The 25,494-nt window shown below is 49.7% G+C and carries 20 protein-coding genes; 6 read left to right on the plus strand and 14 right to left on the minus strand.

Going from position 1 to position 25,494, the window contains the following annotated elements; all coding sequences use genetic code 11:
* Positions 1 to 40: 40 nt before the first annotated feature.
* The 4 genes from H6570_00555 (at position 41) to H6570_00570 (ending at position 10,034) form a co-directional block, all read left to right on the plus strand.
* Positions 41 to 2,302 carry a DPP IV N-terminal domain-containing protein gene (locus tag H6570_00555; protein ID MCB9317742.1) on the plus strand — a complete coding sequence of 754 codons (2,262 nt, stop codon included), beginning with the start codon at positions 41 to 43 and terminating at the stop codon, positions 2,300 to 2,302.
* Positions 2,303 to 2,558: 256 nt separating this feature from the next.
* Positions 2,559 to 3,482, plus strand: a complete 924-nt coding sequence (locus H6570_00560; protein MCB9317743.1) for a hypothetical protein — start codon at positions 2,559 to 2,561, stop codon at positions 3,480 to 3,482.
* Between the two features lie 22 nt (positions 3,483 to 3,504).
* Positions 3,505 to 7,968 (plus strand): hypothetical protein, encoded by a 4,464-nt coding sequence (locus H6570_00565; protein MCB9317744.1) that lies wholly within the window; start codon positions 3,505 to 3,507, stop codon positions 7,966 to 7,968.
* Positions 7,965 to 10,034: a hypothetical protein gene (locus H6570_00570; GenBank protein MCB9317745.1), complete on the plus strand. Its 2,070-nt coding sequence runs from the start codon at positions 7,965 to 7,967 to the stop codon at positions 10,032 to 10,034. The genes H6570_00565 and H6570_00570 overlap by 4 nt, the downstream gene beginning before the upstream one ends.
* Before the next feature lie 129 nt (positions 10,035 to 10,163).
* Here the strand turns inward: H6570_00570 and H6570_00575 are convergent, their stop codons facing one another.
* The 5 genes from H6570_00575 to H6570_00595 all read right to left on the minus strand — a co-directional run bounded on the left by H6570_00575 (position 10,164) and on the right by H6570_00595 (position 15,135).
* Positions 10,164 to 10,631 (minus strand): hypothetical protein, encoded by a 468-nt coding sequence (locus H6570_00575; protein MCB9317746.1) that lies wholly within the window; start codon positions 10,629 to 10,631, stop codon positions 10,164 to 10,166.
* Positions 10,603 to 11,061, minus strand: a complete 459-nt coding sequence (gene bcp / locus H6570_00580) for a thioredoxin-dependent thiol peroxidase (protein ID MCB9317747.1) — start codon at positions 11,059 to 11,061, stop codon at positions 10,603 to 10,605. Before bcp ends, H6570_00575 begins: the two co-directional genes overlap by 29 nt.
* 21 nt (positions 11,062 to 11,082) lie before the next feature.
* The gene (locus H6570_00585) at positions 11,083 to 12,783 is read right to left on the minus strand and encodes a M23 family metallopeptidase (GenBank protein ID MCB9317748.1); all 1,701 of its coding nucleotides are present in this window, start codon (positions 12,781 to 12,783) and stop codon (positions 11,083 to 11,085) included.
* A complete protein-coding gene (gene meaB, locus H6570_00590; GenBank protein MCB9317749.1) occupies positions 12,780 to 13,817 on the minus strand; it encodes a methylmalonyl Co-A mutase-associated GTPase MeaB in 1,038 nt (345 codons plus the stop codon). The genes H6570_00585 and meaB overlap by 4 nt, the downstream gene beginning before the upstream one ends.
* Positions 13,818 to 14,067: 250 nt before the next feature.
* A complete protein-coding gene (locus H6570_00595; protein ID MCB9317750.1) occupies positions 14,068 to 15,135 on the minus strand; it encodes a hypothetical protein in 1,068 nt (355 codons plus the stop codon).
* Positions 15,136 to 15,248: 113 nt separating this feature from the next.
* Here H6570_00595 and H6570_00600 point away from each other — a divergent pair, with 113 nt between their 5' ends.
* Both H6570_00600 and H6570_00605 read left to right on the plus strand, forming a co-directional pair.
* Complete coding sequence (locus H6570_00600; GenBank protein ID MCB9317751.1) at positions 15,249 to 16,457, plus strand: IscS subfamily cysteine desulfurase; 1,209 nt, start codon at positions 15,249 to 15,251, stop codon at positions 16,455 to 16,457.
* Between the two features lie 66 nt (positions 16,458 to 16,523).
* The gene (locus tag H6570_00605; protein MCB9317752.1) at positions 16,524 to 16,850 is read left to right on the plus strand and encodes an iron-sulfur cluster assembly accessory protein; all 327 of its coding nucleotides are present in this window, start codon (positions 16,524 to 16,526) and stop codon (positions 16,848 to 16,850) included.
* 41 nt (positions 16,851 to 16,891) lie between these two features.
* Here H6570_00605 and H6570_00610 read toward each other — a convergent pair whose 3' ends face one another.
* The 9 genes from H6570_00610 to H6570_00650 form a co-directional block, all read right to left on the minus strand.
* Positions 16,892 to 17,263: a hypothetical protein gene (locus tag H6570_00610; protein ID MCB9317753.1), complete on the minus strand. Its 372-nt coding sequence runs from the start codon at positions 17,261 to 17,263 to the stop codon at positions 16,892 to 16,894.
* On the minus strand, positions 17,253 to 17,522 hold the full coding sequence (locus tag H6570_00615) for a hypothetical protein (protein MCB9317754.1): 270 nt from the start codon (positions 17,520 to 17,522) through the stop codon (positions 17,253 to 17,255). Before H6570_00615 ends, H6570_00610 begins: the two co-directional genes overlap by 11 nt.
* Before the next feature lie 41 nt (positions 17,523 to 17,563).
* Positions 17,564 to 18,301 (minus strand): LPS export ABC transporter ATP-binding protein, encoded by a 738-nt coding sequence (lptB, locus tag H6570_00620; GenBank protein ID MCB9317755.1) that lies wholly within the window; start codon positions 18,299 to 18,301, stop codon positions 17,564 to 17,566.
* A complete protein-coding gene (locus H6570_00625; protein ID MCB9317756.1) occupies positions 18,298 to 19,899 on the minus strand; it encodes an Ig-like domain-containing protein in 1,602 nt (533 codons plus the stop codon). The genes lptB and H6570_00625 overlap by 4 nt, the downstream gene beginning before the upstream one ends.
* A gap of 1 nt (position 19,900) precedes the next feature.
* Positions 19,901 to 20,365, minus strand: a complete 465-nt coding sequence (smpB, locus tag H6570_00630) for an SsrA-binding protein SmpB (GenBank protein ID MCB9317757.1) — start codon at positions 20,363 to 20,365, stop codon at positions 19,901 to 19,903.
* Between the two features lie 2 nt (positions 20,366 to 20,367).
* On the minus strand, positions 20,368 to 20,682 hold the full coding sequence (locus H6570_00635; GenBank protein MCB9317758.1) for a YbjQ family protein: 315 nt from the start codon (positions 20,680 to 20,682) through the stop codon (positions 20,368 to 20,370).
* 11 nt (positions 20,683 to 20,693) lie between these two features.
* Positions 20,694 to 22,886 (minus strand): S9 family peptidase, encoded by a 2,193-nt coding sequence (locus H6570_00640; protein ID MCB9317759.1) that lies wholly within the window; start codon positions 22,884 to 22,886, stop codon positions 20,694 to 20,696.
* Positions 22,887 to 22,960: 74 nt separating this feature from the next.
* Positions 22,961 to 23,236: a 2Fe-2S iron-sulfur cluster binding domain-containing protein gene (locus H6570_00645; protein MCB9317760.1), complete on the minus strand. Its 276-nt coding sequence runs from the start codon at positions 23,234 to 23,236 to the stop codon at positions 22,961 to 22,963.
* Positions 23,237 to 23,385: 149 nt separating this feature from the next.
* The gene (locus H6570_00650; protein ID MCB9317761.1) at positions 23,386 to 25,254 is read right to left on the minus strand and encodes an ABC-F family ATP-binding cassette domain-containing protein; all 1,869 of its coding nucleotides are present in this window, start codon (positions 25,252 to 25,254) and stop codon (positions 23,386 to 23,388) included.
* Between the last annotated feature and the right edge of the window lie 240 nt (positions 25,255 to 25,494).

A 25,494-nucleotide genomic window follows, 5' to 3' on the forward strand; every position in this document is an offset into this window, starting at 1 on the left:
ATCTTACAGGTATTATCCTATCCGAAAAAATCGAAAAGGTATGCGTTTGTCTCTGTTTTTAAACCTGATGATAACTCTCCTGTGCTGGTTGCCTGCAGGTCATGCCCAGTGGATTGATTCATCCCTGTTGACGATGGACCGGATCTTTCTGAATGGAGAGTTCCGGACCAATGGATACGGCCCGGTGCAATGGCTGAATAATACCAGTGCATTTACCACGCTGGAACGTAATCCCGATGCCGGTGGTCGTGATGTGGTACAATACGATGTACCTTCGCTCAATCGAAAGGTGCTGGTCGCTGCCGGCAAGTTAAAACCATCAGGAAGCACCCAACCCCTATCCATCGATGCCTATGACTGGTCCAACGATCACGCCTATTTGCTGATCTTTACCAATACGGAGCGGGTCTGGCGGACCAATACCCGGGGAGATTATTACCTGTACCGGATGGCGACCGGCCAGCTGACCCAGCTTGGTGCCGGGCTGCCCGCCTCATCACTGATGTTTGCCAAATTTGCTCCCGACGATGCCTCGGTAGCGTATGTGAGTGGGTTCAACCTCTGGGTTGAAGACATCGCAACAGGCAAGAAGACCCAGCTGACCCACGATGGTAATGGTGATGTGATCAATGGAACATTCGACTGGGTGTATGAAGAAGAGTTCAGTTGTAAGGATGGATTTCGCTGGAGCCCGGATGGGACCAGCCTGGCCTACTGGCAGGTGGACGCTTCCGATATCCCGGACTTCTATATGATTGACAATACTGACTCCATCTACAGCAAGATTATTCCGGTCCAGTATCCCAAAGTAGGGATGTCTCCCTCCGCTGTACGGGTAGGAGTGGTGACGGTGAAAAATGCCAAAACCACCTGGATAAAGATTCCTGGTGACACACGGGACAATTATCTGCCCAGGATGCAGTGGCTCCCGGATGGTCGACTGGTCATTCAGCAATTAAACCGTAAACAGAATGATTATCGGATGTGGTCTGCTGATGCCAGGACCGGACAAGCAAGATTGGTGTATGAAGAGAAGAGTGACACCTGGATCGATATTGACCAGCCGGATCTGACCATGGGGTTTGTCGTTACGGATCTCCCGTTGACACCGGACGGTAAACAGATCCTCCGACTATCGGAACAGGACGGCTGGCGTCATTTGTATTCCATCGACCCGGCCAATGGCAAGGAGACCAACTTATCCCCCGGTAACTATGACATCGCCCGGTATTATGGCGTCTATGGCAATCAGGTGTACCTGGTAGCTTCCCCGGAAGAGTCCCGACAGCGTTTACTCTTCCGTATTCCACTGGATGGTTCCGGAACCCTGACCCGTGTTACGCCGCAGGATGTGGATGGCATCAACACTTACCAGATTGCTCCTGACGGCAAATTTGCCATTTATACCCACCAGAGTATGCGTGACCCAGTCTCCTATGAACTGGTATCATTACCCGATCACCGGACGCTTAAAATGCTGGAAGACAATGCTGGTTACCGTAGTAAAATAAGCAAACTGCGATGGCCGGATATGCAATTTTTCCAGGTGAATACGGCGGATGACATAACCATGGATGGACGGATCATCTTTCCGGTTCCCTTTGACCCTTCAAAAAAATACCCTGTCCTGTTTAACGTCTACGGTGAGCCGTGGGGGCAGACAGCCACGGATGGTTGGGTTTCCTTGTGGAATGTGTACCTGGCTCAACAGGGCTACGTGATCATCAATGTTGACCCGCGTGGAACACCCTGCCTGAAAGGGGCCGGCTGGCGCCATTCGGTATACCGCCAAATTGGGCGGTTGAATGCCCACGACCAGGCCTTGGCAGCCCGGGAGATCCTGAAATGGGACTTCATCGATCCGGAACGGGTAGCAGTATGGGGTTGGAGCGGTGGTGGCTCCATGACATTGAATATGATGTTTCAATATCCGGACCTGTTTCAGACCGGCATGTCGGTCGCTCCGGTTGCCTACCAGCTCTGCTACGATAATGTGTATCAGGAACGGTACATGGGTCTGCCTCAGGAAAACATGGACGATTTCATTGCGGGATCTCCTGTTACCTACGCACAGAATCTGCAGGGCCATCTGCTATTGATGCACGGCACAGGCGATGATAACGTGCATTACCAGAATTCCGAAATACTGATCAACGCCCTGATCAAATACAATAAAGTCTTTGATTTTATGCCCTATCCGAACCGTTCACACGGCATCTATGAGGGTGAGAATACAACCAGGCATGTCTACACGACCCTGACAGCCTATCTGAATGAGCATTGTCCGCCTGGTCCGAAATGATTTAATCAAGATCTCTCCTGACTCGCAAACCTGTGGGCAGGATTTCGGTTATTCTTCACCTTCGGTTATTTGTAAACAGCCAGGGAACAAGCGTTGGTGCGAATTGACAGTTAGTTATTGTGAAATTTCCTTTTGGGAGTAGACTCATCCTTCAAATGTGTATTGCTGTCAGGCCATCTATACAGGTTCAAAAATCCGCATGGGCATACAGGTGAATTGGTGGGAATTCGTTAGCTTTAACTAAACCACTTTGCCCATGCCCAGAAAATTTAAGCACATTTTGCTGTTGTTGGGGTGCTTCTGCACGTCATGGATGCTGTTTGCCCAGGAAGAGTATGTGGATGCATTGATGTCTGGTTATCGACAGGAAAAGATCCTTCGTGTACAATTTCAGAAACTCGACGACTCCGCCTATGCATATGCCAATGTGAGCCGGCTGATCTACTATACCCGTGATAGCCAAAGTGACATACGGCTCCAGGCCTACCGGCTGATGGGACACATTGCCCAGCGTGTACGGGATCCGGAACTAAGGAATAACGTATTGGATCAATTCACCAAATGCCTTGACGACCCGTCCACCCGGGTACGCAACCAGTGCATCAGCCAGTTAACCGGGTTTCCGGATAACCTTTTCTCCTCTTCTCAGGGACAATCGATCCTCAATTATGCCATCCGGTATGCCGATCCGGAAGCACTCAAGCTGGCCGGGTATCTCCATGTGGATGGCTCCACAGACCGCATCAGTCTCCTGATTGGCGATGCATCGCTTTCCCGGGAAGCCAGGGTTGCCGCCAGGATGGCTTTGGCGCGGATGGGAGACCCGCAGCAGCTCGATTACTTCACCGGAATCCTTCACAAAGCAGAAATCAACGACGACAATCTGATGGCCATAGCAGAGCTGGCGGGTTATGTGAAAGCCAGATCCTTTACCGACTACCTTCTGCAGATCATTCTTGATGACAATACAAACTGCACTTCAACCGATCCGGATCATCCCCAATCCATCCTTTGTGCTTACCGGGCCATGGAATATGTGGCTGGTATCATACATGATTTTCCTTTTGGTATACGACCTGGCGGTGACCTGGATACGGACGATTATCCCACGGCACTGAAGACCGTGAGACAATGGATACGCATGCACCCGGATTATCAGATAACCACAAATTCATATTGATACTACACGAACAACTACCAGGATGCTACGAACTACCTTCACCCATTTTATATTATTACTTTTCATTTTCAGGTCAACAGCCGAATCACCTGTTACCATTGTCCCATTGTTCCCTCTAACTCCGGTTCACGTTTTACCCGAATATCCCGATCTCCTTCGGGGTTCTCTGGAACATCCGCACCTGATCACATTTACCCAAAAGTATGAAGCACACTACCCCAATGCAGCAGATTTGCTCCTTCCCCCGGTATATCAGGAACAGGACCCACTCGACGATCAGGCCAATACCATGCTGAGCATATATCAGGAACAGACGCGCCCATTGAGATCACTGTTCAATGGGTTGAAAACCAGGTTGGTAAATAGTCTCACCACGGATGACTTATTGCAATTGCCGGTGGGAATACGAAATGAGATCGGGGGAAAGGGTTATACTCTGGGCATATTGAAAGCGGAGTTCACCCCCCAGGGTGCTTTTTTGACCATCATGGTTGAGATTGAAACGGCGGATACCTCACGTCGTCTCTATTTTGCGGCTGATCGCATTCCATTTTCGGGAAGCAATGGCTTGAGCAGTGGGGTGCGTATCGGACTTATTGGCGATTATCCGCTGAAGATTGGAGCCAGTCAGGCCTTAATTGTTCTGAAAGGGCACGATCCACTGAATTCCGGCGACCAGGGAGGTACCTATGTTCGTGTTGATTGCGACGGCTTTAAAGGTCTTCATGCGGGAGCAGACGTATTGATCAACAGCAACCATATTATACCCGTGGATGCTTCCGGACAGGATTTGCCGGGAAGGCTGGAGACTCACTTCGAGATCGATGTGGCAAGCCTGGATGATATTTATGTGGATATCAGTATGGATCCATTCCGCATCAGTGGCGTGCGTGATTTTTATTTTACCATACAGGATGTCGTCCTGGATTTTAGCGACGCCACGAGTCCGGATGCCAAATCCATGCCCGGGGAATACCATTCGCCATTCCTGCTCCCCGGTGGCATGCTGGATCCGTTGTGGCGGGGTATTGCCATTGGTGAATTAAACATACGGATGTTGCCTGGATTAGCTGGGTCCGGTGGAAATGCAAAACCGGAAATAAAAGCCAGTCAGGTATTGATCGATGATCAGGGTTTTACCGGAGAGGTGACGGTCAACCGGTTATTATCCCTGAATGAAGGGAACCTCGATGGATGGGCGTTTTCCATTGAATTGCTGGAAGTCGGCGTCATTGCCAACCAATTCCAGAAACTCGGTTTTTCCGGAATGGTCCATGTGCCCATTTTTAAGAATCAATCGGCCGATAGCGCGCGCATAGACAAGCAGGATTGTTTTAATTACCAGGCACTGATCACCGCGGATGGCGACTATCAATTTTCGGTCAGGAGTTTGTCGGAGATGAGCATTCCGATGTGGAAGGCCCGATGTCACATCGCTCCGAATTCAGCCTTGATGATTGAAAAATTTGCTTCCCAGTTTTTCGCGGAGGCTACCTTGCATGGTGACTTCTCCCTTTCGGAAGATCAGCCGCAGGATGAGATGGCCGGAGCAGTTGCCTTTCAGAATCTGGTGGTTCGCAATGTTCGCCCGTATATTTCCGTAGGTAACATACAATGCAAACTCAAATCAGGATTCTCCATAGCTGGCTTCTCAGTGGTGATGGATACGCTGGGCATAAAATCAGTGGCTGGTGACCGTGTTGCTTTGATGATCGGTGGAGGAGTCAGTCTGACCGGTGACATACAAGGAGACAGCCAGGGTATAGGAGCAAGTGGTGGATTTACCCTGTTTGGCAAAATCCGGGAAATGTCTCAACGCCAGGTCTGGGTTGGCGACGGTTTTAAAGTCAATGATATTTGCATTGATATTGAGTTGAAGAAGTTCAGGCTGGCCGGATGCCTTGCTTTCTATGACGATGATCTCACCTTTGGCAGGGGTTTTTACGGCGTAGTTGATGCGGAGCTGCAACTGCAATCAGGAAGCAACCCGGGATTTGCGGTAGTGGCACAGTTTGGCAGCATGCCGGACTATAAATATTACCTGGTAGATGTGCTCGTCAAATTAGGTAAGGGCATTCCACTGGGCGTGTTGTCATTGCAGGGTTTGGGCGGTGGATTATCGCACCACATGTCAAGAAATGATCCGGGTATTGATCAGGTCAATTTTGAAGCCAATTCGTCTCAGCAGGTAATCCTGGGTCAATCGCTATCCGGTATTGTTTATACACCCGATATCTCTGCCGGATTTGTTTTCCGGCTGAATACCATCCTGGCTCTTTCCACCACACCCAAAATAGTAAACGGTATTGTGGCACTGAGCATGGAATTTAATCAGGGAGGCGGTATCCGTTCCCTGGCTTTGAATGGTACCGGAGGAATGATCACCGAAGTCAAAGACAACCAGGCTGCCTATCAGGATGCAATCGTGCGGGCTAAAATCAACCTGCTGTTTGATTTTGAAAATCAATCGTTTACCGGGATACTGGAAGTAGGCATGCATACCAATAGCCTGCAGGCCAATGGTATTGTAGAATGCAATTTTAGCCGGGACAACTGGTATATCTGGATTGGGACACCGCAAGCACCTGTCCAGGCCAGATTGATCGGGATCGGCGCGGAAGCATACCTGGATGTAGGCGATCGAATACCGCCTCCGGCTGCATTGCCTGCCAATGTCGCCAGGCTTGCCCGGGTGCAGGATTTCAGTCAAAATGCGAGCATGCTTTCCAGTGGCCGCGGACTGGCTTTCGGTTTTAGCATTGGTAACGCCGGAGATACCTCCCGGGTGGGGCCGCTATTGGTAACGTTGTCGGCGCAGTTGGGGGCAGACCTGTTGATGAGAGAGATGGTGGGTGTGCAATGCGCCGGGCGTGATGGCCCGGTAGGTATTAATAACTGGTATGCCATCGGACAGGTCTTTGCTTTCCTGGGTGGGAGCATTGTGTTTGACGATGTGCTGTTCAGAAAACATGTGACCTTCACTATCGCTCAGTTGGCTGCCGCAATGTTGTTACAGGGCAGGGGGCCGGATCCAACTTTTTTTCAGGGTATTCTCGCAGGACAATACAACCTGCTCAATGGATTGATCAAAGGCAGTTTCCGGGCCAGACTCAGCATTGGTGATGACTGTGAACTGGTCGAACAATCAAGTGCCGAAGAACGCCTGAATCTGATCGTAGGGGTAAATCCCGATCCGGTGTTGGATACGGAGATTCCTACAGATATCAATCCATCCGTGGATTTCATGTTTCCGGTCGGCAGCACCTTCGTCCTGCCCAATGCCGATGGTACCAATAACTATTTTCGTTTTGAGGTCGCAAAGGCGGCATTGACCTCAGCACAAGGGCCAGTGGATGGTATTATCCCATTTGCCACTGGAAAGAATCAACTGCAATTTCAACCCAATGCATTGCTTGCACCCCATACTCAATATCAGTTTGCCGTTAGCCTGCGGGTAAAAGAGCGGGTGAATGGTACCTGGCGAAATGTGGAGGAAAATGGCCAGCCGGTGATTATCGATACAGCCATCGTATTTATCACCGGCGATGGAGATTCAGTCCTGGTGTTAAATAACCTCACCGCCACCTACCCCGTCATGGGGCAACAAAATTTCCATCCGGATGAATTTGAACTCGGATACCTGCGCCTGCAAAAATGGCAACCTGAGCTCCTTGATGACCGTAAACTGGAAGCTGTGCTGGAACAAAACGGACATCAATTTGCCATACCCATCACACCGGATGCCGGGCAGCTTACCTTGAGCTTTGTACTGCCTTCCCTGGAAACCGGGCAGCTTACGAGTCTGATCATCCGTGAACAGGGTGGATCAACTCCTTTGCTGGCATACAACTTCAGAACCAGTAAATACCGCACTTTTTACGATAAAATGGCCGCAACCCGGCTAACCGCCCACCAAAAATCAAATGCTTCGTTTGCCACCGACCAGTATGAAACGGATGAACCACTTGATGCAGCGGATCTGGAAAACTTCTGGAAGCTTGCTGTGGATATTGACATTCCCTGGTACCAGCAATTTGCAGGGCCGGTGATTTACAGCCAATATCCCAATGCCACTTTTAATCTTACCCATGAGGATGAGGAAGTAGGATTCCCTCCGGCAGAAGCTGTGCGTCTCCAACAGGAAGAGGGAAGCAGTTCATTTGTCGTGACCAATGGTTTTTATCAGATGGTGGAGAAGGACTTCTATGCATTCAAAACCATGGTGATCGACTATCTGGAAGAATACCTGAGAGGAATTGATCAAAGTGATGTCGTAGATAGCAAAGGATCCAGTCCATCTGATATGGTTCAGCTCCGGAAAATCCTGCCGGATGACATGCAATACATCCTGACCTTGTATTCAACGGCCTATAAAGATCCTCCGAATGCCTCCCTGGAATATCAGATCAATTATACACTGCCAGGAGGTGGCATTCAGGGACACCGGATCACCTCGACCTATTTCACGAAAAGATCCGGTCAATGAGGTGTTTGAGATGGATCACGCTTTTGCTATTCACAGCAACGTTTGGCATGGCGCAGGACACCCTGCATCTATCAGGGTTCGGCATCTACGAGCAGGATCAGGTATGGTTGCGGTGGGCGCCGGTGGATTGGCTGGATTGGGGATATCCTTCCGATTGTGGGTTTACGATAACACGCTGGGAGGTCGAGTCGGATGGCATAGCGCTCATCCCGTCAAAATGGAAACCTACCGAACACATCTTTCCCGTAGTCGCATGCCACCCACTGGAACACTGGGAAGATCTCGTTCAACAGGATACCTTTGCCGGCATAGCAGCGGTAGGATTGTGGGGCACGCCCACTACTTCTACAGATCCGGTGGACCGTGTGGTTGACCTGGAAAACAGGAAGTCCATCGTGCTGTGGGCTGCTGATCATTCCTTCCAAACGGCACAATACCTGGGGTTGGGATGGAGGGATAGCTCCGCGATGCCTGGTCGTCTGTATGCTTATCGTATTTCGACCAATTGCACTGATTATCAGTCAGATACATTGTTGATTCTGGTGCCAACCTATCATGCTTATTCCTGGCCTGTGGTGGGAGATCTTATCAGTCAGGCCGTTGATGAAGGTGTACAACTGCAATGGCACCCATTCGCGGATCTGGCCTATTCCAGTTATCAGATATACCGCAGTGAGGACAGCATTCACTGGCATTCCATCCAGGACGCCAACCTGTTGGTTATGGACCCGGCTGGAGTGTCTTCAGGACCTTATTATTTTACAGACACTTCGGCCCGGCCTAATCAGAATTATTTTTACCGGTTGCGTGGCATGACCGCATTTGGATTTCCCGGGCCGTGGTCAAATGTGACGGGATGTTCTGTGCCACCACCACTTCCCGATTTGGGTTTACGAATTTTTTCTATCGTCGGGATACAGGGACAGCTGCACATCTCCTGGCAGTGCCGGGAAGAAGCGGCATTGGAGCTGGATTCATGGCAGATATGGCGTACCGGTGCCCCGGGTGAAGAAAGTCAGCTTCTGGCAAAACAACTGCCATCTTCTTCCCGGAATTACGTAGACCTGCTGCCTTTGGCAGCCAATTATTATCGCCTCGAGGCGTTGGACCATTATGGACGGTCGATAAGGAGCAACCTGGCTTTCTACGAATTGGAGGACTCGGTGCCGCCTCCACTGCCGGATAAAATGCAAGGATGGGTAGACACTTTCGGATATGTCCATTTGCAGTGGACAGCCAGTACAGCGCCGGACCTGAAGGGGTACCGGGTTTACCGCAACTACCGTCCGGAGGTGCCGGCTGCCTTGCGCACGGCTGCTATCCGGCCGGATACCATGATGCTCGACTCGCTTGATATCCATAATCGTTTGGATGACACCATTTATTACACCCTTCGTACCGTTGATTTTCATGAAAATGAATCGGAATACCGGCCCTTCCTGGCCTTAACTGTACCCGATCTGATCGCCCCTACACCGCCGCTCATCACCGGCTGGAAAAGCATTTCAGATGGTATCCGCCTGCAACTGATATCTTCAGGCAGCGAAGATGTAATACGATACCAGATAGAAAGATCACTGGATGGGGCAAATTGGAAGATTATTAAGGACTATGATGCGGAACTCCTGCCCCGGGAATTTGCTGACACCACTCTGAACCCTGGACAAAAGGCTGTTTACCGGATAAAGGCATTGGATGATGCCGGCCTGTATTCGACATCGGCTCCAGTGCAAGTTCAACGGTTGGACAATCAGATACCGGAAGGCGTTCAGGTTTTGCAGGCAATGCAGAGCCGTGACGATAGTCATCAGATGGACATTTTCTGGCAGGCGTTAGCGGATCAGCCTATTCAACAAGCCATTCTATACCGCGCTATCAATGATGAATCTTACAGCAATTTCAGGTCATTCCCGTTTGCATCCTGGCAGATAAAAGACGGACTGGCAACCGGAACATTCAGGGATATTCTTTTTAAGATGCCGGACCGCATCCGTTATAAAATGATCCTGCAATATGAAAATGGCCGGTACTCCGACTGGTCAGAAGAAGTGATCATTTCTCCCTGACAGCATTGGCATAGACCGTTCCACCGGCCATTATGGCGATGGGAACCAAGATCCGGATGCATGATTTTCAGGTAAAAAAAAAAGCCACCGGTTGTTGCCGGTGGCCTATCCTCGATTTACCAGATATCCTTATTGTTCACGAGGTTTTTTGGTTTCATCTATTTGCTTGAGCAGATCCTGAATGTCTTTGATCCGGAACTCAATATAATTCAGTTTTTCCTTGGACTCATTCAATTTTGCCATGAGTTCGTCGCCCGTCAATTGTGAGACGGTCTCCGGAGTTGCATTTGTTGCTCCTGGCACAATTGGCAGGTCTCGCCGCCACTGCATCAGCAGTTGTTCCACCGATTCTACGCCTTCGATGGCATCAGAGATCCGGTGTACATTGACTGTGTCGGAATTGGTGATATGATTGTCCATGACCTTGGTATCATTGACCAGGTGAGCATGATCGTCGATGGCTTTTTCAGCTTGCTCACTAAGTTGATTGTATAACTGCAAAGCTTCTTTTTTGCTGGGGTCCAGACTACCCTGGCATTGCATGATCAATACCCCTAAAGCAATGATACTACTGAATTTCAAGAATCTGATTAGCATGATCTTTCGTATTTACATGATCGATTATCCGTTCTATTTTACCTTGCTGGTTTATGACAAAGGTGGTTCTTAATACACCGTCGTATTCGCGGCCAAAGGTTTTCTTTGGACCCCACACTCCATAGGCCAGGATCACTTGTTTATCCTGATCAGCCAGAAGGTGAAATGGCAGGTCAAATTTATTAATAAAATTGGTATGCTTGCGTGTGCTATCCGGGCTTACACCCAGGATTTCATAACCTTCTCTTTGTAATTCTCGCCAGCCATCGCGCAGACTGCAAGCTTCATTGGTACAGCTGGGTGTATTGTCCTGTGGATAAAAGTACAATACCAGCTTTTTGCCCCGGAAATCTTTCAGGGAAACCTTCTTCCCGGTTTCATCAACACCGCTGAAATCAGGTGCTGCATCTCCAACTTTTAGTTTCATCACCAATCTCGTATTAATTCATTGCTACGGAATCACCAGACTTCGTTCGAAGACCGATTGATTCTTTCTATCGTCCTCAACAACCAAACGAAAAACATGTTTGCCCGCCGTCAAAGGTTTTGTGTAGCCCACTTCGATCTGATCCTTTTTCAGATCGTAAGAAGCCAGGTACCACACCCCATCAATGGTCGTGGTGTAGCTAAGACCATTTGCCTGTCCGGAGGTCACTAAATTATCGGTGATCCTGAATTTCAGGCTCTTATCCTTTTGCCAGGTTGTTGGAAATTCAACCGCCTCAATGATTGGCGCCACCGTGTCAAGTCCGATAAAAAACTGACCAAAATCCCGTACTTGTGCTTCCAAGGTTCCATCGCGCCATTGCCCGCCCATGCTGACTTCACTACCATCTTCATCACAAAGCAGAATCACCGCTTTGTCCTGTCTTGATGCCGGTATATCTCGTGTAGAGTGTATGCCGATGGTGTAATACCGATGGACTGGTTCAAGGGGATCATGGAAATCATGAACACGGGAATAGATTCCGGACGAAAGATCGGTCACGGCAGAATAGCGAATGGGAGTCTCCGTATACAGCAGGTGGCTGGGTAGCTTCACATTAAAATCCTCATTCTGCCAGGTCACCTCATGGTCCCGGTAGGTAAATACAATATTCTGGTCCTCATCCGGGACCATTACTTTTAAGTGTTCTGAGCGGATCACCGTTTTCAGGGTCATCCGGTTATTGAAAGCATCGGCAATAGTCAAAGAAACCGGAATGATATCATTGGGTTTAAGAGTGATCCAGCCGTCGGACTTACTTGATTCGGAAAAACGATCGTAATTCAGTCGGTGCAGACGGTGAATGGTCTGGCCATGGGCATACCACTGGCCGTAATCCTTATGTGCATTGAGGTATCTGGTTTCCCCAAATGCAAATTGATCCAGCTCCATTTTAAAGCGGGTGACCGAATCGGCGATCAGCAGCATGCTGTAAATTCCGTTTTTATTGGTAGCACCGTTGGCCAGGTCAAAAGCTTCAACACCAAATGCCAGGTCGCTGAAGTCCCAGTCCAGGGTGTCCGGGATGTGATTGTTGACCACCGGTACCTCACGCACCAGGCAGGGCTTTGTCCCCCGCATGGTATAGAGCGCCAGTTGGTAAGCTCGGGGTTTGGTCCGGTCATCTACGGGAATGCCAAACAGGGCCGGGTTGATGGGCTCTGCAGATGATGCCCGTATCTCGAAGTGCAGATGGGGGGCGGACGAACTCCCGGAATTACCCAGGGTACCGATCTGTTCCCCTTGTTTCACCGGGAACAGGGATGCCGGAGGATACAGATTGACCTCAAAAGAATGCAACCGGTACTGCTCCTTTAATACATATCCGGCAATGGCCGGGATAAATCCCTGCATGTGGCCATAGACGGTCTGGTAGCCATTGCCATGCTGAATGTAAATGGCATTACCATAACCACCGGAACTGACGGCAATACGGGCGATATGTCCGTCAGCGGAGGCTAAGACCGGGTCGCCGGCACCACCAGTTGAGGGTTTAATATCCATGCCGCTATGGAAATGACCTGGTCGCAATTCACCAAATGTTCCGGACAGGCGGATCGGAAAATCTACCGGCGCATGAAAATAATCCTGAGGATACGATCCGGCATCCGGAGAGGTCCAGGCTGCCATCAGGTACATCCCCACCAATAATAGCCATCGCCTCATAGCGAATTCCATTTTGACTTCCGGATGGATTCCAGACAGCGGGCGGCAGCCACCACCGGGGCGACTGAGCCTGCTCGAACGGCAGCTTCCATTTCCTGCCAGATCGTTTTTAATTGAGGATCGGCCAGCATCCATTGCAGCAGCTGGCGCTCCAGGGAACGGCGAAACCAATCCTGGTTTTGAGCTTTTCTCTGCTGACTAAATGACCCATTCTGCTTTTTTTGTTCAATCAAGCGGGCAATTTGATGCTCCAGCCCGTCCATGCCCAGGCCTTCCTGCGCTGAGATGCAGAGCACTTCCGGCTGTTCTCCGTGAGGCATGATATGAAGTGCCTGCCGGTATTCGGATTGGGTATGCAGGGCGGCTGGAGCAAGGTCCCCATCGCATTTATTCACTACGATCAGGTCCGCCATTTCAACAATGCCCTTTTTGATCCCCTGAAGACGGTCGCCAGAGCCTGGTTGTAACACCAGAATAAACAGGTCTGTGAGACTGGCTGCTTCGTATTCCGACTGGCCTACGCCAACCGTCTCTATATAAATACGTTGGAAACCGGCAGCTTCACAGATGGATATGGTCTCCCGGGTATAGGCCGCTACACCGCCGAGGTGGCCACGGGCTGGGCTGGGGCGGATGAAGGCCTGCTTTTGTTGCATGAGCATTTCCATCCGGGTTTTATCGCCAAGCAGGCTGCCGCCACTCCGCGAGGACGAAGGGTCGATGGCCAAAACGGCCACAGGGATGCCTGCTGCAATGTCTAAAATCCCCAATTGTTCGATCAGAGTACTTTTTCCTGCTCCAGGAGGACCTGATATGGCAATGCGGACGCTGTCTGAAACGGAATCCGGCAAATGGCTCAGCAGAGCAATAGATTCCTCCTGATCCGCCTGCAGGCTGGACTCGATTAATGTAATTGCTTTGGCCAGCCACATTCGATTGCCCTGGCGGATCCCTTCGAGGTAGTCCTGCCACCGGTGCCGGCGTGATGCCATTCGGGGTTCTGCTGTTGGATTTATGGAAACTTTTTTTGTCAAAGGACTCTCGATTACAAGCGCTAATATATGACGAATTAACTCAATATAAGAATGGCAGCATCTTAACAATTGTTAACAAAAAGGTCTAATAATGTATTAAAGTTTCTGCTTTAAAATTCCCTTAAGAATATCTCGCCGTCTTAACACATATCTTTTCCATATGAGGCCGGTACTCCCTGTAAGCACATTATGTATTTTACCTGGACAAACGGGGAGGCCGGCCTTCTTTCCATTGCTTTAAACCAGTCTTTCACAGGACTCGCTGCCACTGCCTCCATGCTGCCGCAACGAACTGACTGGTCAGATCATCGAGCACATAGCTGCCGGCAATCAGGTCTGCCTTAGGAGCCAGATGGCTTTCCAATTGCAGCAATTGCTGAATGTTTACGGACAAACGGCGGTAAAAATTGCTCTCTGCTTCTGCCGGAGTTATGTACATCGAGTGAATTCCGGAGAGTGCAAGTGTGGTGGCCATGGCTGCCGACCGTATCAAATTGATGTTGGCATCAGCCGTAAAGTTCTCTTCACCAATGCAGCCCAATACCGTGAGCGGAGGGGTCCGGGAATGAAATAATTGTTGCCAGAGCAAATGGAGGGCACGCGTTGCAGCCAGATGGGCCAGGATTCGGTTATCCCCTGGCCATACCACAAGGAAACGGCTCAACCAGTCATCGATACTGCCAGCATGGGATGGTCTTGAGGTTGTCATTCGATTCACCTGCTCCAGGATCGAGGTCAGCCGGTCTACAAAATTGTAGTTCCAGGTTGGTTCCATTTTTATCCAGTACCAGCCCGGATACCGTTGCAGGAGATCCTGCCAGTCCAGCGTTTGCCATCCACCATCTCCATCTCCAGGAAAGAAAAAACCTCCGCTGGCAGGGAGTTCATCCTGCAAGCTGAGAAATTGATCCAACTCACGCCAGGTATCAACCGCGTGCGCTTCTTCGGCTGGCTCAATGAACATCGTAATTAATTCCAGTTGGATACCGGCAAATAGCCTTTGGAAATCCGGTAGCTCCATCTTTTGATGCAGGACCATCCAAAGCGATTGAACGCCATGTTGCAAGGCCAATTTAAGCTGGACATTCGCTTCGAAAGGGTCTGCCACTGTTATTTGCATGCCGGTAAGCCAGGGATGTTCCGGCCAGTTGATACTCAGGACCTCTGGCACCTGCTTCTCGGTGAGGGAGGGGTCGAGAAAGATACCAGGTTCGATTTCACGGGCCAATGCCGTATCTGCCTCCAGCTTCAGTTCCTTGCGGATCTGATGCTGCCAGGCATTCTGAAGGTCATTTTGGGCTTGAACGGGATCTCCCATGGTACATGTTGGTGGAACAATGTTGGCTGCCGGTCTTATAGAGCCTAAACCAAATCGGCGATAAATTACTTTATATTCGTAAACGGATCAAATTCATTGACCATAATCATCCGATGAGCCTCAATCGCATCTATCTGGACAATAATGCAACCACACCCTGTGATCCCCGGGTCATAGAAGTCATGTTGCCTTATTTTTTTGAAAAACCTGGTAATGCCGCCAGTCGCAATCATCCGTTTGGATGGGAGGCGGAAGAAGCAGTGGACACGGCAAGAAATCACATTGCCCATCTGATAGCAGCCGATCCGAAAGAGATCGTCTTTACTTCCGGTGCCACTGAGTCGGACAACCTTGCTCTGAAAGGACTTTTCGAGCTTTACAGACGCAAAGGCCAGCACCTCATTACGGTGAATACGGAGCATAAGGCTGTGCTGGACACCTGTAAACATCTGGAAAAAATGGGTGCGGAAGTGACTTATCTGGGTGTGGATTCGGCGGGACTGATCGATCTGGATGAACTGGAAAAGGCCATCCGGCCGGATACATTGATGGTGAGCGTAATGTGGGCCAATAATGAAACCGGAGTGATCCAGCCTATGGCTGCTATCGGTGAAATCTGCGCCCGGCACGGCATTTTCTTTTTCAGTGATGCGACACAAGCTGTAGGCAAGATACCTACTCATCCCCGGGAATATGGCATTCACATGATGGCATTTTCCGGGCATAAAATGTATGGCCCCAAAGGGGTAGGTGCTCTCTATGTGAGCAATCAGAACCCACGTGTCAAGCTGGCAGCCCAGCTGGATGGAGGTGGTCATGAGAGAGGCATGCGGTCAGGAACGCTGAATGTTCCGGGCATTGTTGGTTTTGGTCACGCCGCCATGCTGGCCAACAAAGAAATGATGGAGGAATACGATCGATTGGAAAATCTGAGGGATCATTTTGAAAAGGAGATCCAAGCTCAGCTGGAGGAAGTCTATATCAATGGCAGCATCCAGCACCGGATGCCTCATGTATCCAACCTTTCCTTCCGGCATGTGGATGGCGAAAACCTGATGATGACCTTTAATCAGACAATGGCGGTGAGCAGTGGTTCAGCCTGCACCTCGGCATCCCTGGACCCTTCTCATGTGCTGGTAGCGCTGGGTATGGGCGATGACCTTGCGCACGCTGCATTGCGTATCAGTATGGGTCGCTTCAATACAGCAGAAGAAATTGACCTGGCCATCCAATCCATCGTTAGCGGGGTCAATCGACTGCGCGATGAAAGCCCGGTATGGGAAATGTTTAAGGACGGCATTGACCTGGAATCAATTGGCTGATCCGGTTGTTTATATTTTTGTAATTTCGATGTTTAGATTACTTCTAAATTATTTAATAGCTCTACCATGCTCTATGTAGCAGACTCTGCCAAAGAAAAAATTCACGAGATCATCGAGAAGGATGGTCTCACACCAGAGCATTTTGTCCGGGTAGCCGTCACTAGCGGCGGTTGTAGCGGTCTGACCTACAACATGTCATTCGATCATGTATTGCAGCCCAATGATCAGGTGTTTGAGGATAATGGCATCAAAGTGGTCACCGATCTGCGCAGCATCCTCTACCTGTTTGATACGACGCTGGAGTTCTCGGGTGGGCTGGAAGGTAAAGGTTTTCATTTCAACAACCCCAATGCAACCCGCACCTGCGCTTGTGGGGAAAGTTTTTCCGTTTAACCTTCATTGACGGGGACACAGATCCGCCTGAATACGATTACTTATTGCTTTTTTGGCCTGCGTAGGGTATCCTGTGGTGGAGCCACGGAGTCCTGCCAGAGTGGTTTTACGGGGGTAGAATCCTCTATTTTAGGAATTACAGGCATACCTGGCTTCTCCGGACGCTCAGGCACATGAAAGAAATCCAGTTTTTCCTGGTAGGTGCGCAGCCAGAGGATAGAGTCCACTTTGACCTGGGCAGCTTCCACAACCCGGTTAATGCATTCGCGCTCCAGATCGGCCTTCCGGGCAGCGATTTTTTCATCGTAGAGTTCTTGGGCTTTCGGTGAAAGACCTTCGGACGGTTGGGGCTTCTGGTAACAACCAGCCACACCCACCAGAATTATCGTGAGGATGAATATTTTACTGGACATCTCCATATTGCATCAAAGCCCTTTTTTGTTCGAGACGGATCTCCATGATGGAATCAAATGCCCATTGGTAAATGGAATCATAACGCATTGCGCATAGACTGTCCGCCTCCGGCTGGTAGGCGTGAAGTGCCTGTTCGACGAGCGTGTCGACATAAATACGCGTCCTGGCATCCAAAGGCCGATCCTGCTCCTTACAGGCCCCCAGTGCGGCTATCAGGAGACTTCCTGCCACCACGATACATTGCCAGGATGTTTTCATCCGGAAACTTCGCACAATACGATCAGGGTGCCTGGAGGTACTCAACTGAATTTTTTCTTGCGGAGTTCGAAATGCTGACCCAGGTAAACTTTCCTTACCAGCGGATCATTGGCAAGATCATCGGCGCTTCCGGACCGCAGGATGCGTCCTTCGAACATCAGGTAGGCCCGGTCTGTGATCGATAGCGTCTCCTGAACATTGTGGTCCGTGATCAGGATGCCGATATTTTTTTCGGTAAGCCTTGCTACGATTTGCTGGATGTCTTCCACAGCAATCGGGTCAATCCCGGCGAAGGGTTCATCCAAAAGGATGTAATAGGGATCGGTGGCCAGAGCGCGTGCGATCTCGGTACGCCTTCTTTCGCCGCCACTCAGGCTGTCGCCCATATTCTTGCGGACTTTATGCAGTCCAAATTCACCAAGCAGTGACTCCAGCTTTGACTTTTGTTCTTCCCTGGAGAGTTTGGTCATCTCAAGCACCGCCTTGATGTTGTCCTCTACGCTGAGTTTACGAAACACTGAAGGTTCCTGGGGCAGGTATCCGATACCCAGGCGTGCCCTTTTGTACATGGGAAGCTCGGTGATCTCCTGGTCCTCCAGGTAAACGGCACCGCCATCGGGCTTGATGAAGCCTACGACCATATAAAAAGTAGTGGTTTTTCCTGCGCCGTTGGGACCGAGCAATCCGACGATCTCTCCCTGATTGACCTCGATGGTCACATCGTCCACGACTTTGCGACGACCGTAAAATTTTTCAAGCTGCCGGGTGTAAAGTTTCATAATCCCGAAGATTTCCAATTAAAACGAATTTCCAGGTCCCAATTCGCTCTTAAATTTTGAATGGGTTGAATTTGTACCGGCTCGGAAACACGATGTTTCAAATAATCCCCCGGATCCCACACCCCATTGGCATTCTCATCTGCAATGATACGTAAATCATATTCAGCAGGTTTGAGTCCCCGCCAGGTTATCTCCTGAGTAGGCACACCGTAGACCTTACCTTCTTTGATGATATTATCCTTTGACATCAACTGGACGAGATAATGGGTTAGAGGGTCCAGACTGTCGGCCTGGATCACCAGATTAGCCAGATCTTCGGTTTTGGCCGTACGCAGGTTGAGTTGGATGGTGTCTTCCTGCAAACGGATCCAGCCCTGTATAGCTCCTGGAAGTAGTTGTGCCCGGTATTTGGTATCCGGCTTCCAGCCAAAAGTACCTACTAGAACTCCAGGTGTCGTCGTATCGATGTACCAGCCCACATCTATTGCTGTAGCCAGGGAGTCGTCTACTTGCACCTGGATCAGCGCTGTATCGATCCTTTGGATAGGCTGATTGAATTGGATTTCCCAGGGCGCAGCAGCAGGTTGACCGGTGGTATTTGCAGATCCTTCCAGTTTGACCGGAAGCTCATAACGACTTGTTGAATCCTGATACAGGACTAGGGTGTCCCTGAAATTGGCCGAATCTGTCAAATAAAAGGTCCAGGGATCAGGCACGCTGTTATCCAGCCATAACCGCAAGGTATCGAGGTCTTGCTCCATCACCGGAGGCTGGTAACCGGATTCCAGATGGAGGTCCCGCGGACTGCGATTGAAAGTCAGTTGGGCCAGGTTTTGATACAACCTCCTTCGGACTACTTTATACGGTAATAATTCCTGAAATACTTTCAGGTGAATCGAAGTCAAACTGGTATCGGTTACGAAGATGGTGGAATCCTGAAAACCGATCTTTTCGTTCACATTGTCAAAAAGGTAATTCTGGTTGCCATCCTCGAGGGCAAATACTTTAAACCTGCCGGGCCGGATGTTTTCAATGATGCAGTGTCCTTGTTTGTCTGTCTTGGCGAAATAATAGGGTGGTTCCTTGTACACTATGGAGTCGTCCGTATTCACGTACAACATGACGGTTATATTTTCCAATGGCAGTAAGGTCAGGGCATCCGTTATGGTTGCTTCCACCCTTCCACTGTCCAGGACCGGGCCGGTGGCAAAAACAAACCGGTAATCCTTCAGTATGTTGCCCTCGGTAATGTCCTTGATGGCGTCTCCGAAATTTATGGTGTAGGTAACGCTGTCAATCAGATTCTCCTCCTCCGGCCACTCAATGTGGATGGATTTTCCCCGCTGCGTAAAGGTTGGTTTCTTACGCATGGGCGGTGAAACCACAATTTGATTGGGCTTATCCAGTTTCAACCATTCATCAAAAGTGAGGTTGATGGGCTGTTTGGTGAAATTCGTCTGGTAGTTGGGTGTAGACCTGGTCGAATCGATCCTGGGTGGATCTTCATCCTTGGGGCCCCCGGTAGGTGCTATCGGGTTTGCACAATGCCAAAGGCAGAGAAGCAGTCCTATACCAATAATCCACGCCAGTCTGGACATGTCAACGGGTATATTTATCCATGCGATCGATTTCGCGTTGCTGATCCTTCTGCTTAATGGATTCGCGTTTATCAAAGGCTTTCTTACCCTGTGCTAATGCGATTTCCATTTTTGCAAATCCGGAATCAGCAAAAAAGATGCGGTAAGGCACGATGGTAAACCCTTTTTCGCTCACCTTCCGCGCCATTTTTTTCAACTCTGAGCGCTTCAGCAGCAATTTACGGTTCCGCATCGGATCATGGTTTTGCTCGGAAGCTTGCTTGTATTCGCTGATATGCAAATTGCGGACATAGAGTTCTCCGTTCTGAAACACACAATAGGCATCGCCCATATTTACCAGACCTTCCCGGATGGATTTTATCTCGGATCCCGTAAGCTGGATCCCCGCCTGGAAGGTTTCGATAAAGATGTATTCAAATTTTGCCTTCCTGTTTTTGATTTCGTATTTGGAGAAGTCGCGTTCCATGGTTATTTCAATTTGACGGCGGTGCCATAAGCCAGGATCTCACTGGCTCCCTGCATCACCATAGCAGTCATAAAGCGAACATTGATGATCGCATCGGCACCGAGGTCCTCTGCATCGGTGATCATCCGGTCGATGGCTTGTTCCCGGGCGTCAGACATCAGCTGGGTGTATTCGGAGATCTCGCCTCCGACCAGATTTTTTAAACCTGCCATGATGTCCCGACCAAAATTCCGTGCCCGTACGGTACTGCCGCGGGCGATGTCCAGAACCTGAACGATCTCTCTGCCGGGAATGAAGTCGGTGGTGGTGATGATCATCGGATTTCGCATTATAGGTTGTTTAAAATAAAGTTAGTCATCTTCGTATACAAATGGGTCCGGGCATTGTCGCCATAGATCCCATGATTACGATTCGGATAGAAATACGTTTCAAACTGCTTATTCGCTGCGATGAGTGCATTGGCCATTTCTGCCGTATGTTGAAAATGGACATTGTCATCGGCTAATCCATGGACCAGGAGATAAGCTCCCTTCAGACGATCTGCAAAATATACCGGTGAATTATCCCGGTATCCCGACGGATTTTCTTCTTCCGTTTGCATATAACGCTCGGTGTAGATGTTGTCGTACCATTTCCAGTTTGTGACCGGCGCCACTGCAATGCCCATCTTGAAGACGTCATTACCCTTGAGCACACACAGGCTGGACATGTAGCCGCCGTAACTCCATCCGAATATGCCGATTCGTGCCGGGTCAGTGTAAGACAGACTGCCCAGAAAACGTGCTGCAGCAATTTGATCTATCGTCTCGTAATGCCCCAGTTGTTTATAGGTTATTTTCTTGAATTCCTGGCCTCGTGCACCGGTGCCCCGGTTGTCTACGCAGGCAACGATGTATCCTTTTTGGGCCAGTGACTGGAACCACCAGTAATTTTGACCGCGCCAGTTGTCCAATACCTGCTGGGAACCCGGCCCACCATAAAGGAACATGAAGACCGGATATTTTTTCGCTGGATCAAAATTGGCCGGTTTGATCATCCATCCATTCAGGGTTACCTCTTCCGGAGTTTTAAAGGTGAAAAAGTCAACTGGTGTGACCCCGTATTCTTTTTGAAGTTCGGTGACGTGATGGTTGTCTTCGATGACCCGCACGGCATGACCTTCCCGGTCCAGAACCGTGTAGACCGCAGGCTGATTGATACGGCTATAGGTATCGACCCAATAATCAAAGGTGTGGCTGAATTGGGCCTCGTGAGTCCCAGCCGACCCATTGATGGCCCGTTTGCCACTGCCATCCAGCTTGATCTCGTACACTTGTCGTTGCAGTGGCGACGCTTCGGCAGCCTGGTAATAAATGAGGTCGTGGGCGGGATCGTAACCGTAGAACAAGGTTACATCGTAGTTACCCGAGGTGAGTTGGCGAACCTGATTTCCCTGCATGTCATAGAGGTAGATGTGATTGAATCCGTCCTTTTCAGACGTCCAGATGAAGTGGTCGCCATCCGGAAGGAATGTCAGGTCATCCTGGACATCCAGGTAATAAGGATTCGTTTCTTCCAGCAACACTCTGGCATTGCCTGTTTGCGCATCGGCCAGGCGTAACTGCAGTTCATTCTGATGGCGGTTCATGGTCATCACACAGAGCTGGTCATCCTGTCTGGTCCATTTGATGCGCGGGACATATTCATTACCGGCTGGGAGGGCAACATCGGCTATTCGCCCGGATTTGATCTCGTAAATGTGAATGGAGACTTCCGAGTTTTTCGCTCCAACCTTGGGATATTTATAGGTGACCCAGTGCGGATAAAGATCATCGTAATAAAAGGGCAAGGTGTATTCGGGTACTTCGCTTTCATCAAAGCGATAATAAGCCAGGTAATTTCCTTCCGCTGACCAATAGATGCCCTGTACCAGTGAAAACTCTTCTTCGTAGACCCAGTCGGTGGTACCGTTGATGATGGCGTTGATCATCCCGTCTTCTGTTATCTGACGGACTTCTCCATCCCGCAGATCCTGGATATAGACATTGTTCTCAAAGACAAATGCCACCTGCTGCGCATTCGGTGACAGTACGGCAAGGGACAATTTGTGGCCTGCATCGATGTTCTGCAGGGTGTGACTGGTCCGGTCCCAGACGGCATAATAAGCTCTTGTCGATCGTCGATAGACCGACTCGCTCCCGAATGACAACAAGATCCTGGACTCATCGTCGCTCAGCGTGTAGCCATCCACTCTGCCCGGAAGGGAAGCGGCATCCATCTGATCGGCAGAAAACAAAGTACCGGTTGGAGATCCTGTACGGATGTCATAAACCTGAATGGTTCCATTTTCCAAACGGGCATATTGGGTTCCGTCGAGCAGAAAATTGAACCCGGGCACCACGTTAGGATTATAAGTGTAGTTGGTCCAGATGTCTTCGACCGTTATAGGCTTCTGGGCATATCCGGTGGATATCCACGCTATGTGAATCAGCAGGGCGCATAACACCCAATGGTGTTTTGTTGTCTTTATTGAATTAACCATTGCGGATTAATTTATCATCACAGGAAAATATCAGTTTCAATTTCGACACCGCCAGTTTGAATCCGGCCTCCAGGCTAAACGTTGTAATCCACTTCCACGGTATCCGTCAGTGGCCTGGACTGACAGGTAAGAATGTATCCGGCATCCACTTCTTCGTCCGTCAGTGCATAACATTCATCCATGGTTACCTTACCATCTACCAGCTTGGCCATGCAGGTTGAGCAGGAACCGGCCTGGCAGGAGAATGGTGGATCATATCCTTCATCCAGAAGTGCATAGAGGATTTTTTCATTGTCCGGCATGTCAATTTCAATGCGCTCTCCATCCAAATGTGCTATCAACTTCGTCATAATTCTTCATTTTTCATTAGGCGATGCGAATATACTTAACCTATCATTGAGTTAAGAAGATCAGGCGGTTATAAGTTCCGGCAGCCCATGATTTTGCAGGGAATTCAGGAAGTGCGGCTGGCAGGACCAGCTATGGATCAAAGAGGATGTCAGTCTGAAGATTCCTCCAGTTCACTGGCAAGTTCCAGCCATTCTTCTTCGAGTTGGGTTACTTCAGCTTCGAGTTGCTGCAGTCTGTTGTTTTTGCGGGTGCTTTCGTCTATATCGGTATGTCCTTCTGCAAACCAGTCGAGGATCTTCTGCCTTTCCTGTTGAAGTTGTTCCAGGGAACGTTCCACTTTTTTCAGTTGCTTCTTTTTCTCTTTGGTGTCCTGGAAGCGCTGGGCTTGCTGACTGACCGTTTTTTCCGTATTTGGATCCGGCAGCGGTGCCAGCACCTGACTTTGTTCTGCACGGAATTCGGAGTAAGTCCCATTAAAGTCGATGACCGTACCGTCGCCACGGAAGACAAACAAGTGGTCGACCAGTTTATCGAGGAAATAACGGTCATGGGTTACCACCACCAGGCAGCCGGGGAATTCGGAAAGATAGTTTTCGAGCACATTCAGCGTGAGAATATCCAGGTCGTTGGTAGGTTCATCCAGGATGAGAAAGTTGGGATTACTCATCAGCACCTGAAGCAGATGCAACCTTCGTTTTTCCCCGCCGCTTAACTGTGAAGCAAATACCTGCTGCTGAGGTCGGGGAAACATGAAATGTTCCAGCAACTGTTCTGCGCTTAATTTCATCCCTTTTTTCAGGGGCAGGTATTCGGCGATGTCGCGCACAACATCGATCACCCGTTTATCTTCCTTGAGGCTCAGGCCATCCTGCCTGTAAAAACCGATTTTTACCGTTTCGCCAATCACCCACCGGCCGGCATCCGGTTTTAGATCCCCTGCCAGCAGCTTGAGGAAAGTTGTTTTCCCGGCGCCATTGGGGCCTACAATTCCTACCCGCTCGCCCTTCTTGAAGTTGTAGGCAAAATCCTTTACCAATAATTTATTACCCAGTGACTTGGTTACGTATTGCGCTTCGACAATTTTAGAACCCAGGCGCTCTGGTTCCATATCAATTTGCATGGCATCCTGGGTCAATTTTACCCGGGCCGACTCCTGCAGTTCGGCAAACCGGTCAATGCGCGCCTTGTTTTTTGTGGTTCTGGCTTTGGGCATCCTGCGTATCCATTCCAATTCGTGGGATACCAGTTTCCTGGTTTTGGAAAGGGTTGTGCTCTCCATCTCTTTCCGTAAGCTTTTTCTTTCCAGGTAGGTGCTGTAATTTCCCGGATAGGGGTATAATTTGCCATTTTCCAGTTCAACAATCTGATCGCAGACATTTTCCAGAAAATAGCGGTCGTGGGTGACCATGAAGAGGGTGAGTTGTGGATGGAGCAGATACTGTTCCAGATATTCGATCATGGTAATGTCCAGGTGGTTGGTCGGTTCGTCCAGGATCAGGAAGTCCGGACTGGCAACCAGTAATTTGGCCAGGGCCAGGCGTTTTGCCTGTCCTCCGGAAAGGGTACCAACGACCCGGTCAAAGTCGGTGATATTCAATTTATGAAGCACCTCTTCAGCCCGCGTCTGGGCATCCCAGGCACGCAGTCGTTCGACTACCTGGGCTGCCTCGGCGATAGCCGACTCATCATGCCGGTTCATGGCTTGTTCATAACGGTAAATAGCCTGGATGGCAGGATCATCCGAGAGAAATACCTCCTGCAGGACCGTATTACCCGGGTGTAAATGCGGCTCCTGAGGTAAATATCCAATGCGGATATCAGGCCGCAGATAGGTTTTATAACTGTCACCATCGGGCTTGATCTCTCCGCCGACAACGCGCAGCAGGGTTGATTTTCCGGTTCCGTTACGGGCAATCAGCGCTACCTTATCACCCTTATTGATGTAGAGTTGTAATGCATCAAACAAGAGTTTTTCTCCATAGCGCAAGGATACATTTTCTAATGTCAGAAAGTTCATTCCCTTTTTTATTCGGTTTAGTACTGATTCTGGTTGATCCGTTTCTTAGGATAAGGCGCCCACGGTACCAGGCTTTTATCTTTCTCGAAATAATCTTCAAACATATGAAACCAACAGCTTCAATGTTCCTTGTCCTTTCTTTTTTTCTGATTGCATGCCAGCCAAACGAATCTGGTTCAGCAGCACCCGATGTCGCCCCACATTCTGACCTGGCAGCAGAAATAGCCCGGGGATAATATC

It is taken from the genome of Lewinellaceae bacterium, assembly GCA_020636135.1.
Lineage (GTDB): Bacteria > Bacteroidota > Bacteroidia > Chitinophagales > Saprospiraceae > JAGQXC01.

What these genes read in the sequence shown, in the direction of transcription:
- H6570_00555 (MCB9317742.1), top strand. Translation starts at nt 41, where the DNA reads ATGCGTTTGTCTCTGTTTTTAAACCTGATGATAACTCTCCTGTGCTGG.
- H6570_00560 (MCB9317743.1), top strand. Translation starts at nt 2,559, where the DNA reads ATGCCCAGAAAATTTAAGCACATTTTGCTGTTGTTGGGGTGCTTCTGC.
- H6570_00565 (MCB9317744.1), top strand. Translation starts at nt 3,505, where the DNA reads ATGCTACGAACTACCTTCACCCATTTTATATTATTACTTTTCATTTTC.
- H6570_00570 (MCB9317745.1), top strand. Translation starts at nt 7,965, where the DNA reads ATGAGGTGTTTGAGATGGATCACGCTTTTGCTATTCACAGCAACGTTT.
- H6570_00575 (MCB9317746.1), bottom strand. Translation starts at nt 10,631, where the DNA reads ATGCTAATCAGATTCTTGAAATTCAGTAGTATCATTGCTTTAGGGGTA.
- H6570_00585 (MCB9317748.1), bottom strand. Translation starts at nt 12,783, where the DNA reads ATGAGGCGATGGCTATTATTGGTGGGGATGTACCTGATGGCAGCCTGG.
- H6570_00595 (MCB9317750.1), bottom strand. Translation starts at nt 15,135, where the DNA reads ATGGGAGATCCCGTTCAAGCCCAAAATGACCTTCAGAATGCCTGGCAG.
- H6570_00600 (MCB9317751.1), top strand. Translation starts at nt 15,249, where the DNA reads ATGAGCCTCAATCGCATCTATCTGGACAATAATGCAACCACACCCTGT.
- H6570_00605 (MCB9317752.1), top strand. Translation starts at nt 16,524, where the DNA reads ATGCTCTATGTAGCAGACTCTGCCAAAGAAAAAATTCACGAGATCATC.
- H6570_00610 (MCB9317753.1), bottom strand. Translation starts at nt 17,263, where the DNA reads ATGTCCAGTAAAATATTCATCCTCACGATAATTCTGGTGGGTGTGGCT.
- H6570_00615 (MCB9317754.1), bottom strand. Translation starts at nt 17,522, where the DNA reads ATGAAAACATCCTGGCAATGTATCGTGGTGGCAGGAAGTCTCCTGATA.
- lptB (MCB9317755.1), bottom strand. Translation starts at nt 18,301, where the DNA reads ATGAAACTTTACACCCGGCAGCTTGAAAAATTTTACGGTCGTCGCAAA.
- H6570_00625 (MCB9317756.1), bottom strand. Translation starts at nt 19,899, where the DNA reads ATGTCCAGACTGGCGTGGATTATTGGTATAGGACTGCTTCTCTGCCTT.
- smpB (MCB9317757.1), bottom strand. Translation starts at nt 20,365, where the DNA reads ATGGAACGCGACTTCTCCAAATACGAAATCAAAAACAGGAAGGCAAAA.
- H6570_00635 (MCB9317758.1), bottom strand. Translation starts at nt 20,682, where the DNA reads ATGATCATCACCACCACCGACTTCATTCCCGGCAGAGAGATCGTTCAG.
- H6570_00640 (MCB9317759.1), bottom strand. Translation starts at nt 22,886, where the DNA reads ATGGTTAATTCAATAAAGACAACAAAACACCATTGGGTGTTATGCGCC.
- H6570_00645 (MCB9317760.1), bottom strand. Translation starts at nt 23,236, where the DNA reads ATGACGAAGTTGATAGCACATTTGGATGGAGAGCGCATTGAAATTGAC.
- H6570_00650 (MCB9317761.1), bottom strand. Translation starts at nt 25,254, where the DNA reads ATGAACTTTCTGACATTAGAAAATGTATCCTTGCGCTATGGAGAAAAA.